The following is an 11,846-nucleotide window of genomic DNA, read 5'->3' on the forward strand; positions in this document are numbered from 1 at the left end:
TCTACGGGATGGAGCGACGCTTATATATTTGGCCTTGCGTACCAGTCCTGGTATACCTCTAGTCGCGCCGCCCGATGGCGGCGCCGGGTGTCGCGCTCACGGCGCGGGGACCTCCGACGACCCGGCATCAGGACCGAGCAAGGAGACAGACGGTGCAACGAAGCATCAGTGCGACCGACACGGCGTCGGTGACGCAAGGGCGAGAGCGCAGCACAGGCGACCTCGCCAAGGCCGCGGTGTCGGGCTGGCTGGGCACGGCCATGGAGTTCATGGACTTCCAGCTGTACTCGCTGGCCGCGGCGATCGTCTTCAACGACGTGTTCTTCCCCGAGATCAACCCCGCCCTCGGACTGATCGCGGCGATGGGCACCTACGGCGCCGGGTACGTGGCCCGACTGGCCGGGGCCGTCTACTTCGGGCGCATGGGCGACCGGCTCGGACGCAAGAAGGTCCTCTTCCTGACGATCGCGCTCATGGGCGCCTCGACAACCCTGATCGGCGCGCTGCCCACCTACGCGCAGATCGGGATCCTCGCCCCGATGCTGCTGGTGGTCCTGCGTCTCGTGCAGGGCTTCGGCGCCGGCGCCGAGATCGCCGGGGCGACCACCATGCTCGCCGAGTACGCGCCGCCACGACGGCGCGGCGTGCTCGCCTCACTCGTCAGCCTCGGCACCAACACCGGGACGCTCGCGGCCACCGGCGTGTGGGCTCTGCTCGTCGCCGTCCTGCCAGACGAGCAGCTCGTGACCTGGGGATGGCGTCTGCCGTTCCTGATGAGCTTCCTGCTCATGGTCTTCGCGGTGTGGATCCGGCGGCACCTGAAGGAGAGCCCGGTCTTCGAGAGCCGGGTCGACGTGGACGAGGACGGCGTCGCCCTCGACCACTCCGACCTCGTCGCGCTCGTCGAGCTCGACGCCGACGTCGAGGGCACGCTCGACGCGGCGATGCGCCAACGCAAGGGCCGCGCGTTCTTCCTCGCGTTGGGCCTGCGGTTCGGGCAGGCCGGCAACTCGGGCCTGATCCAGACCTTCCTCGTGGGCTACCTCACCGCGACCCTCCTGCTCGACGCGTCGATCGCCACGACCGCCCTGCTGTACAGCTCCCTCGTCGGCTTCGCGACCGTCCCGATCGTCGGCTGGATCGGCGACAAGGTCGGACGGCGTCCGGTCTACATCGCGCTCACCGCCGCCGCCGTCGTCCTGGCGTTCCCGCTGCTGCGGCTCGTGTCCGAGGGCCACACCGTGGCCCTGACGCTCTCGATGATCCTGCTGCACAACATCGCCGTGCTGGGGCTGTTCTCTCTGGAGAGCGTGACGATGGCCGAGCTGTTCGGCGCGCGCACCCGGTTCACCCAGTTGGCGCTCGCGAAGGAGATCGGCGGCATCGCCGCCACCGCGATCGGCCCGATCATCGCCGCCGCGCTGACCGTCGCCACCGGCTCCTGGTGGCCGATCGCCGCGATGATCGTGGCGTACAGCGTGATCACGCTCATCTCGGCGGCGCTTAGCCCCGAGGTGGGCGGACGCGACCTCGTGCGGCTTGAGGACGCGGCATGAGGGCCGTGCTGGTCCACGGACCCGGCGACCTGCGGGTCGAGGAGCGCCCGGACCCCACCCCCGGCGACGGCGAGGTGCTCGTGGCCATGGAGTGGGGAGGCATCTGCGGCTCCGACCTGTCCTACTGGAAGCACGGACGCTCCGGCACCGCCCAACTGCGCGATCCCATGGTCCTGGGCCACGAGGTCGCCGGCACGGTCGTGGGCCTCGGCCCGCAGGTGGACGGCGTCGACCTCGGCCACAAGGTGACCTTCCACCCGGCCACACCGGAGGGCGACACGGCCCTTCCGGAGCGCCTCGCCGGGCGCACGAACCTCCATGAGCGAGTGCGGTACTTCGGCTCCGCCGCGTTCTACCCCCACACCGACGGCGGCTTCAGCCAGCTCAAGACGGTGCGCGCCGACCAGGTCCGGACTCTGCCCGAGGGCGTCACCACCTTCGAGGGAGCGATCGTCGAGCCCTTGGCGGTGGCGATGCACGCGGTGTCCCGGGCCGGAGTCGTCGCCGGACGCGACGTGCTGGTCAACGGCTGCGGCCCGATCGGGCTGCTCGCCATCGCAGCGGCCCGTCACGCCGGGGCACGTTTCGTCGTCGCCGCGGACCTCTCCCCCGCCGCGCGACTGATCGCGAAGGCGATGGGCGCCGACGGCGTGTACGACCCCAGCGTGGGACCGCTTCCCCGGGATGTGGAGGTCGTCATCGAGGCCTCCGGGGTGCCCGGCGCCCTTCAGGGCGTCCTGCACGCCGCCGCGCGCGGAGGAGTCGTCGTCCAGGTCGGCAACCTGCCCGGGGTCGGCGCGCAGTCCGTGCTCGGCGACCTCGTGACCCGTGAGCTGACCTGGATCGGGTCCTACCGCTTTGTCGACGAGGTCGACGACGCGATCCAGGCGATTCGGCGCGGGCTCAACGTGCGCCCCCTGGTGGGCGGCGTGTTCGACATCGACGACGCCGAGGCCGCGATGCGCGCCGCCGCCGACCCGACGCGCGGCGGAAAGGTCATGCTCCGCCTGAGTTGACCGCCCAGCCCCTGGTCTCGACGGGCTCGACCACCGGGTCCGGACCGCGGCGGCCGGACCACCGGCGGTCGAGCCTGTCGAGACCCCCCACCCGCACGCACCCCCCTTTTGAGATGAGAGGCGCCCCCGATGAAGATGGGCTTTCGCTGGTACGGCGACGGCAACGACACCGTCGCCCTTGACGACATCCGCCAGATCCCCGGCGTCACCACGATCGTGTGGTCCCTGCACCACAAGCAGGCCGGGCAGGTGTGGACCGAGGACGAGATCGCCGAACAGATCGCCCGGATCGAGGACCTGACCCCCGACCACCACGCCCGCGGGGTGACCAAGACCCTGCGCGCCGACGTCGTGGAGTCGGTCAACGTGCACGAGTCGATCAAGCTCGGCAAGACCGTCCTGGGCCTGGACCGCGACACCGCGATCGACAACTACCGCACCACCATCGCCCGGCTCGGGCGGGCCGGGGTGCGCGTGGTCTGCTACAACTTCATGCCCGTCTTCGACTGGCTGCGCACCGACATGTTCCACCCCCTGCCCGACGGCTCCACCGCCCTGTACTACGAGAAGGCGATCGTGGACCAGATGACCCCCGAGTCACTCATCGCCTCGATGAACCTCGACGACGGCGGCCTGACCCTGCCCGGCTGGGAGCCCGAGCGCCTCGCGTCCTTCCAGGAGCTCAAGGACGCCTACGTCGGGGTCACCCGCGAGGACATGTACGCCAACTACCAGTACTTCCTGGACGCCGTGATCCCGGTGTGCGAGGAGTACGACGTCAAGCTCGGCGTCCACCCCGACGACCCCGCCTTCGACATCTTCGGCTGGCCCCGCGTCGTGTCCCGCAAGGCCGACCTCGCCCGCGTCCTGTCCCTCAACCCCAGCCCCCACCACGGCCTGACCCTGTGCCTGGGCTCGTTCGGCTCCAACCCCGACTCCGACCCCGTCGACGCCGTCACCACCTTCATGGACCGCATCCACTTCTCCCACGTGCGCAACATCAAGCACTACCCCAACGGCGACTTCACCGAGGTCGCCCACCGCGCGAACGAGGGCTCCATCGACACCGTCGGCATCATGCGCGCCTACGCCGCGGCCGGATACACCGGCTACATCCGCCCCGACCACGGCCGCCACCTATGGGACGAGAACCGCGGCAACACCCCCCGCCCCGGCTACGGCCTCTACGACCGCGCCCTCGGCGTCCAATACCTCCTCGGCTGCTGGGACACCGCCACCTACCAGGCCTGACCCACCCCGCCCCCAGATCAGAGCACTCCAGGTGTGCGGGGGCCCGGCCACGCCCACCGGCGCAACCGGGCCCCCCACACCGACGAGCGTGAGCGCTCAGTGACCGGGCCCGTCAGCGGCGTCGCGCTTGGCCATCCGATCCAGCATCGCGTTGTACTCCTCCAGTTCGGCGTCGCCGTCGCGCTCGGCCTGACGGTCGCGGCGGCGCGCCTCACGCTCGTCCGAGCGCGCCCACAGCACGGCCACGGCGATGGCCAGCGCGAGCGTCGGCAGCTCGCCGATGCCCCATGCGATGTCGCCGCCACGCTGTTGGTCGGCGATCGCCGAGCCGCCCCACGCGCGGCCCATATTGCCGAACCAGTCGGCGGCCAGCAGCGTCGTCTGACTCATGAGCGCCACACCGAAGAACGCGTGGAACGCCATCGTGGCGAACAGCAGGATGATCCGCTGCGGGTAGGGCGGACGGCTGGGCCCCGGGTCGATGCCGATGAGCGCGTTGGCGAACAAGTACCCCGCGAGCGTGAAGTGCACGACCATCCACACGTGCCCGACGTGCGAGCGCAGCGACCAGTCGAACAACGGTGTGTAGTAGAAGACGATCATCCCGGCCACGAACACCAGCCCGGCGATCAGCGGCTGGGACACCGTGCGACCCCACCGCGAGTGCACGAACCCGAGCACCCACTCGCGCGGCCCGCGTGACCCGTCGCGCCGCCCGGGCACCGCACGCAGCAGCAACGTGATGGGCGCGGCGAGCACCAGCAGCAGCGGCACCAGCAGCGCGAGCACCATGTGCTGGACCATGTGCGCGCTGAACAGCACCTCGCCGTAGATGGTCGGGCCGCCGTTGGTGTCCCACGCGACGACGGCGACGCCCAGGCACCAGGCGATGGTGCGGCCCACCGGCCAGCGGTCGCCACGACGGGCGAGCCGACGCACCCAGGTCAGGTAGACGACGACGGCGGCCGCGCACGCGAACGCGAACAGCGGGTCGAGCCTCCACTCCGTGACCCACCGCGCTCCGGTCAGCTCGGGAGGCAGCGGCGATCCCGTGAGCTGGTAGGCGGGGCTGGTGTCGATCGCGACGTCGTCGCGCACCGGCGGCGCGGAGGCGGCCAGCCCGACGGCGACGCCCATGACGGCGCCCATGACGAGCACCTCGACGGCGGCGAGCCGTGCGAACAGCCACGCCCGCGCCGGCCCCAGCGCCGCCACGCTCGACCCAGGACGCTGGGTCACGCGGGCCGTCGCATGGACGCCGTCGCGCCCGGCGGACAGGTCGCGCAGCACCCGACGGCGATGCGCCAGGCCGAGCGCGCCCAGACCCGCGAGCAGCACGGCCTTGGTCACGAGCAGGATTCCGTACCGAGTGCCCAGATCGCCGAGGTCGCCGACCCGGATCCACGCGGACACCACGCCGGAGAACCCGACGGCGACCAGGCACCACGAGGCGATGATCGAGAAGCGCGGCACCGCGGCCTCCCACGCCGTCACGTCCCCGGCATCCCCGGCGCCCCCTGCGCCGCCTCGCCGGGCGTCGCTCCGGGCGCCACGGGCGCCACGGCGGGCGTCACGCTGCGCGACGATCACCAGCACCCCGATCGCGCCCAGTCCGCCGACCCACAGCGCCGCGCCCACCAGGTGTAGGAACATCGCGCCGACCGCGAGCGTGTGGCTCGCGGCGCCCGCAGCGTGGCCGGTCGACGACTGGTAGGCGAACGCAGCGAGCGGCGCCAGGCACGTCCACAGCGCGCCCACCGCCCCGTTGACCGCGAGCGCCAACGCCGAGGTCACCGCCGCGAGGATCACGATCGTCAGGTTGGTGCGGCCGAGCTCGATCTCGGTCAGGAACTGCCACAGCCCGGGCCCGAAGCCGGGGGCGTCGAGCCGCGTCGCCGAGATGTCCGCGTACTGCAGCACCAGCTCCGCCAGGCCGGCGAGCGCCCAGACCGACGCGGCGACGCCCGCCGTCGTCAGCGCTGTGCGCTGCGCTTTGCCCGGGGCGACCAGCGCGGCCGCCGTCACCAGGGCGCCGAGGGTCAGCGCCGAGGCCAGCTCGGCGAGCACGGAGAAGACCGGCCCACCCCAGCGCACGACGGCGCCCGCGTCAGCGAAACCCTCGAGCGCGGCGAACGCTCCGGTGAGCGCGCCCGCGCCCCACGCCGCCGCCAACGCCACCACGACGACGGCCGGGCCGACCGCGACCAGCCACCGCGCGCGATTGCGAGGCTCTACGGCGGAAGTTGCGACGTCGGAGGTGGAGCGCACGGTCACCCACCCAGCCTAGGCGAGCCAATCCCCCAATCCCCCACTCCCCCACCGCCGCCCGGCCCCCACCCGCCCAGGCCCGCCACACCAACCCCCGCCCCCCGCCAACCCGCGCCCACCCCACCAGCCCCCGCCCCGAACTCCCCGGTCGCCGACCCCGCATCCTCCCCCCACGGTGTTCGAGCATCCGCGCGGTGTTCGAGCATTCGTCGCGGTGTTCGAGCCCCCGGGCGCTCGAATTGGGCCCAACCACTCGACATTCGCGCGAATGCTCGAACTCGCCCACCCGGTACCCGAGGGCCCCGCCACACCGTGTTCGAGCATCCGAGCCGTGGTCGAGCAATCGGCGCGGTGTTCGAGCCCCCGGGCGCTCGGATTAGGACCAACCGCTCGAACACGGCTCGGATGCTCGAACTCGGCGGCGGCCCATCCGGGGGCACGGCGGGCGGGAGCGGGGCGCACGGCGGTCAGCGGGCGCACGCGGGCGCGGGCGCGGGGCAGCGGTCGGGGCGTCCGGTCGGCCGGGGTGCCCGGACGCGGGGCAGCGGTCGGGCTGGGCGACCGGACGCGGTGGCGGAACGGGCTCGAACCGCGGGGGCGCGGGTGGGTGGATCAGAGCCAGACGAGGCCGCGGGCGGGCTCCTCCAGGACGCGCGCGACGTCGGACAGGAACCGCGAGCCGAGCTCGCCGTCGACGAGGCGGTGGTCGAAGCTCAGCGCGAGCTGGGTGACCCAGCGCGGCTTGATCTTGCCGTGGTGCACCCACGGCTGCTGGCGGATCGCGCCGAACGCGAGGATGCCAGCCTCGCCCGGGTTGAGGATCGGTGTGCCGGTGTCGATGCCGAAGACGCCCACGTTGGTGATCGTGATGGTGCCGTCGGACATGTCCGCGGGGGTGGTGCGGCCGGCGCGCGCGGTGGCCGTGAGGTCGGCGATCGCCCGGGCGAGGTGGAGCAGGTCGAGGCGGTGGGCGTCCTTGATGTTGGGGACCACGAGGCCTCGCGGGGTCGCGGCGGCGATCCCGAGGTTCACATAGTGCTTGTAGACGATCTCCTGCGCGGCGTCGTCCCAGCTCGCGTTGATCTCCGGGTGTCGGTTGACCGCCATGAGCACCGCCTTGGCGGCGATGAGCAACGGCGTGACCCGCACCCCGGTGAACTCGCGGTCCTCCTTGAGCGCCGCGACGAGCTTCATCGTCTTGGTGACGTCGACCGTGTGGAACACCGTGACGTGCGGCGCGGTGAACGCGCTGGCGACCATCGCCTCCGCGGTGCGCTTGCGCACGCTCTTGACCGGCACACGCGTGCGTCGCGCGTCAGGCGAGACCGAGCCCGACGCGAGCCACGGCTGGTCGTCGTCCGGGTAGGTCGCCAACGCCTGCGGCTTGGCGCCCTCCGCGTGCGCGACGACGTCCTCACGCGTCACGATGCCGCCTGGGCCCGTGGGGAACACCGAGGCGAGGTCCACGCCCAGGTCCTTGGCGAGCTTGCGCACCGGCGGCTTGGCGAGCACCCGGCCGAACGACGACGTCGCGCCCGCCGCGGGGACGGAGATCGCTCCGGGGTCCGGCGCGACACGGGCCGGGGCCTGGGCGGCGGCGGCGCGGGGTGTCTCGACAGGCTCGACCACCGGGGCGGCCGGGCGGCGGGGGGTCTCGACAGGCTCGACCACCGAGGTGGCCGGACGGCGGGGGGTCTCGACAGGCTCGACCACCGAGGTGGCCGGACGGCGGGGGGTCTCGACAGGCTCGACCACCGAGGTGGCCGGACGGCGGGGGGTCTCGACAGGCTCGACCGCCGAGGTGGCCGAGGTGGCCGAGGTGGCCGTGGCGGCCTGGGCGGCCGCCGCTGCGGTGCGGCGGCGTCGTCGGGCGGGGGCGGCGCCCTCGGCGGTTCCATAGCCGACCAGCACCGAGCCCGAGCCCGAGTCCTGCGCCGTCTCGCTCTGCGCCACGGCGTCGGCGGGCGGCGTCGGCGCCGAGGCCCCCGACGGCGCGGCGGGCGCGGCGGCGTCGGTCGTGACCTCGATGATCGGCGTGCCGACGTCGATGGTCTCGCCCTCGGCGACCAACAGCGCCGTCACGGTCCCCGCCCAGGGCGAGGGCAGCTCGACCAGCGACTTGGCGGTCTCGATCTCGACGATCACCTGGTTGACGGCCACGGCGTCGCCGGGCTGGACGCGCCACTCGACGATCTCCGCCTCGGTCAGGCCCTCCCCGACGTCGGGCAGGGGGAATCGCTGCGTGCTCACGGATGTCCTCTCTGGGGCCTGGTCAGGGGCCTGGTCAGTAGGCGAGCGAACGGTCGACGGCGTCGAGCACGCGCTCCACGCTCGGCAGGTAGTCGTGCTCGAGCTTGGCCACGGGGTAGGGCGCGTGGAAGCCGCCCACACGGATCACGGGCGCCTCCAGGTGATGGAAGGCCTCCTCGGTCACGCGGGCCGCGACCTCGGCGCCCACGCCGTGCGCCGACGGTGCCTCATGCACGACGACGCAATGGCCCGTGCGCCGCACGCTCGCCACGACGGCGGGCACGTCGAGCGGCGAGATCGCGCGCAGGTCGACCACCTCGGCGGCCGTGCCCTCGCCGGCGAGCGCGTCGGCGGCCTTGAGCGCGGTGGCGACCGTGGGGCCGTAGGCGACGATCGTCACGTCCGTGCCGGGGCGGGCGACGCGGGCGGTGTCGAGGATCCCGGCCGCGGGGGCGGCGTCGAGGTCGACCTCTCCCTTGGACCAGTACCGGCCCTTGGGCTCGAAGAAGATGACCGGGTCGGGGGAGGCGACGGCCGCGCGGATCATGTCGTACGCGTCCTGGGGCGTCGACGGCGAGACCACGCGCAGGCCCGCGGTGTGCGCGAACAGCGCCTCGGGGCTCTCGGAGTGGTGCTCGACGGCGCCGATGCCGCCGCCGAACGGGATGCGGATGACGACGGGCACGCGCAGGCGCCCCCGTGAGCGGTAGTGCATCTTCGACAGCTGCGTGGTGATCTGGTCGAACGCCGGGAACACGAACCCGTCGAACTGGATCTCGCAGACCGGCCGGTAGCCGCGCAGCGCCAGGCCGATCGCGGTGCCGACGATGCCCGACTCGGCGAGCGGCGTGTCGACCACGCGGTGCTCGCCGAACTCGGCCTGCAGGCCGTCGGTCACGCGGAACACGCCGCCGAGCCGGCCGACGTCCTCGCCCATGATCAGGGCCTTGTCGTCGTCGGCGAGCGCCGCGCGCAGTCCGAGCGTGATGGCCTTGGCGAACGTGAGGGTCGCCACGCCCGACGGCGCGGGGGGCGCCGCGGGGGCCGGTGCGGTGGTGGTGGCAGCCGCGGGCGCGGCGGGCGCCGCGGTCGTGGGCTCCAGCGCCTGGGCGGTCATCGCGTCGCCTCCGTCAGGGTCGCGTCGTCGTCCTGCATCGCCTGCTCGTACTCGGCCTGCCACGCGCGATCGTGCTCGACGGTCGCGTGCGCGGTCGCGTACACGTGCTCGAACATGGCCGAGGTGGGCGGCGCCCCGAGCGCGCGGACCTCGACGCGCAGCCGCTCGCCGAGCGCCTCGGCCTCGGCCTCGACGCCCGCGGCCCACGCCTCGTCCCACTCGCCCTCGGCCCGCAGCAGCGCGGCGAGCCGGTCGATCGGGTCGCGACGGCGCCAGTACGCCTCCTCCTCGCGCGATCGGTAGCGCGTCGGGTCGTCCGACGTCGTGTGCGCGCCCATGCGGTAGGTGAACGCCTCGATGAGGGTCGGCCCGCCGCCCGAGTGCGCCCGCTCGAGCGCCTCGAGCGTGACGGCGTAGCAGGCGAGCACGTCGTTGCCGTCGACGCGCACGCTCGGGATGCCGAAGCCCGGGCCGCGGTCGGCGAGCGGCACGCGCGCCTGGCGCGTGGTCGGCTCGGAGATGGCCCACTGGTTGTTCTGGAGGAAGAACACCTGGGGCGTGTTGTTGACGGCCGCGAACACGAGCGCCTCGTTGACGTCGCCCTGGGCGGTGGCGCCGTCGCCGAAGTAGACGACGACGGCGGTGTCGAGGGCCGCGTCGCCCGTGCCGACCAGCCCGTCGCGCTGGACGCCCATGGCGTAGCCCGTCGCGTGCAGCGCGTGCGAGCCGATGACCAGCGTGTACAGGTGGACGTTGTGCTCGGCCGGGTCCCAGCCGCCGTGGTCCTGGCCGCGGAACAGGCGCAGCCGGTCGACCGGGTCGACGCCGCGCACCTGCATCACGCCGTGCTCGCGGTAGCTGGGGAAGACGTAGTCCTGGGGGGCGAGCGCCCGGGCCGAGCCGACCTGGGCGGCCTCCTGGCCGGTCGCCTGGGCGAACAGGGCGAGCTCGCCCTGACGCTGCAGGGCGGTGGCCTCGTCGTCGAACCGGCGCGTGAGCGCCATGTCGCGGTACAGCCCGCGCAGGTCGTCCCCCGTGAGGGTGGCGACCCGGCCGCGGTAGGCCGCGTTCTCGGTGGTGGCGACTCGCGCCCCGTCGGGGTCGAGGAGCTGGACCAGCCCCGCCTCGCCCGTTCCGTCTCCGCTCACGCCGACTCCCTCCGAACCTACGGTTTCGTAGCCTACGCAAGCGTAGGTTGGCGAGAGGCGACAGCGCCGTACAACGGGGAGCCAATGTCGTCGGCGTGTCTTTGGAGGTTCCCTCCAATGTCTAGGCGCGCGCCACGCTCGACGCAGCGCCCAGCCCGGGTCAGCCGGCGTGCCGCCAGCCGCGTGCGATCGCGAGGAACGCGTCGTTGGCCTCGACCTCGCCGACGCTCACGCGCAGGCCGTCCCCGGCGAACGGGCGCACCAGCACCCCAGCCTCGCGGGCCTGCGCGGCGCGCTCCATGGTCGCCTCGCCGAGCGGGAACCAGACGAAGTTCGCCTGTGACTCGGGCAGGTCCCAGCCCTGCTCGCGCAACGCCGCGACCACCCGGGCCCGCTCGGCGACGAGCGCGTCGACGCGGTCGAGCAGCTCCGCCTGCGCCTGCGGCCGCAGCGACGCGAGCGCCGCCTGCTGGGCCACGTGCGAGACGCCGAACGGCGTCGACACCGCCCGGATGCCCGCCGCGAGCCGCGGCTCGGCGACGGCGTAACCCACGCGCAGCCCTGCGAGCCCGTAGGCCTTGGACAGCGTGCGCAGCAGCGCCACGTTCGGGTGGCGGCGCAGCACATCGACGCCGTCGGCGGCCTGCGGGTCGCGCACGAACTCCAGGTAGGCCTCGTCCACCACCACGAGCACGTGCGGCGGCACGGCCGCCAGCAGCGCGTCGAGCTCGTCGGCGCGCACGGCCGGACCGGTCGGGTTGTTGGGCGTGCACACCAGCAGCGCGCGCGTGCGCGGCGTGACGGCCGCAGCCATCGCCGGCAGGTCGAGCCGCCCGTCGTCGGCGAGCGGCACGGTCACGGCCACGCCGCCCGCGACGGCCACGGCGATGGGGTACGCCTCGAACGAGCGCCACGGGAACACGACCTCGTCGCCCGCGTCTACGACGGCGGCCAGCACGTGCGCGAGCACCGCGACCGACCCGTTGCCGACCACGACCTGGTCGGCCGGCACGCCGACGTGCTGCGCGAGCGCCTCGACCAGCTCGCTCGCGTACATGTCGGGGTACCGGTTGGTGTCCGCGGCGGCGTCGGCGATCGCGCGCACGACCGACGGCAGCGGCCCGTACGGGTTCTCGTTCGACGACAGCTTCCACACGCGCGCGCCCGGGTCGGGTCGCGCGCCGGGCACGTACGGCGGCAGCGCCTCGACGGCCGGGCGCAGCGGGACGCGCGCCAGGCC

Annotated in this window: 8 protein-coding genes; 3 read left to right on the forward strand and 5 right to left on the reverse strand. The window is 73.3% G+C overall.

Annotated features, from left to right (window positions below):
• The first annotated feature begins 152 nt into the window (after nt 1–152).
• From EV386_RS13820 to uxuA, 3 genes are all read left to right on the forward strand, one after another.
• Complete coding sequence (locus tag EV386_RS13820; protein WP_278025447.1) at nt 153–1,556, forward strand: MFS transporter; 1,404 nt, start codon at nt 153–155, stop codon at nt 1,554–1,556.
• On the forward strand, nt 1,553–2,572 hold the full coding sequence (locus tag EV386_RS13825; RefSeq protein ID WP_130415902.1) for an L-idonate 5-dehydrogenase: 1,020 nt from the start codon (nt 1,553–1,555) through the stop codon (nt 2,570–2,572). Before EV386_RS13820 ends, EV386_RS13825 begins: the two co-directional genes overlap by 4 nt.
• 129 nt (nt 2,573–2,701) lie before the next feature.
• Entirely contained in the window at nt 2,702–3,823 is a 1,122-nt protein-coding gene (gene uxuA / locus EV386_RS13830) for a mannonate dehydratase (RefSeq protein WP_130415904.1), read from the forward strand.
• A gap of 96 nt (nt 3,824–3,919) precedes the next feature.
• Here uxuA and EV386_RS13835 read toward each other — a convergent pair whose 3' ends face one another.
• The 5 genes from EV386_RS13835 to hisC form a co-directional block, all read right to left on the reverse strand.
• A complete protein-coding gene (locus EV386_RS13835; protein WP_130416945.1) occupies nt 3,920–6,091 on the reverse strand; it encodes a bifunctional copper resistance protein CopD/cytochrome c oxidase assembly protein in 2,172 nt (723 codons plus the stop codon).
• A gap of 612 nt (nt 6,092–6,703) precedes the next feature.
• On the reverse strand, nt 6,704–8,341 hold the full coding sequence (locus EV386_RS13840) for a dihydrolipoamide acetyltransferase family protein (RefSeq protein WP_130415906.1): 1,638 nt from the start codon (nt 8,339–8,341) through the stop codon (nt 6,704–6,706).
• A gap of 34 nt (nt 8,342–8,375) precedes the next feature.
• Nucleotides 8,376–9,356, reverse strand: a complete 981-nt coding sequence (locus EV386_RS13845) for a transketolase C-terminal domain-containing protein (protein ID WP_130416946.1) — start codon at nt 9,354–9,356, stop codon at nt 8,376–8,378.
• 98 nt (nt 9,357–9,454) lie between these two features.
• Complete coding sequence (pdhA, locus tag EV386_RS13850; RefSeq protein WP_130415908.1) at nt 9,455–10,606, reverse strand: pyruvate dehydrogenase (acetyl-transferring) E1 component subunit alpha; 1,152 nt, start codon at nt 10,604–10,606, stop codon at nt 9,455–9,457.
• Between the two features lie 160 nt (nt 10,607–10,766).
• On the reverse strand, nt 10,767–11,843 hold the full coding sequence (gene hisC / locus EV386_RS13855) for a histidinol-phosphate transaminase (RefSeq protein ID WP_242608106.1): 1,077 nt from the start codon (nt 11,841–11,843) through the stop codon (nt 10,767–10,769).
• Between the last annotated feature and the right edge of the window lie 3 nt (nt 11,844–11,846).

The organism is Xylanimonas ulmi, from assembly GCF_004216535.1.
In the GTDB taxonomy this organism is placed as follows: domain Bacteria; phylum Actinomycetota; class Actinomycetes; order Actinomycetales; family Cellulomonadaceae; genus Xylanimonas; species Xylanimonas ulmi.

Bases quoted from the DNA above. Each gene is read 5' to 3' on its own strand.
- EV386_RS13825 (WP_130415902.1), top strand. From the start codon at position 1,553: ATGAGGGCCGTGCTGGTCCACGGACCCGGCGACCTGCGGGTCGAGGAG.
- uxuA (WP_130415904.1), top strand. From the start codon at position 2,702: ATGAAGATGGGCTTTCGCTGGTACGGCGACGGCAACGACACCGTCGCC.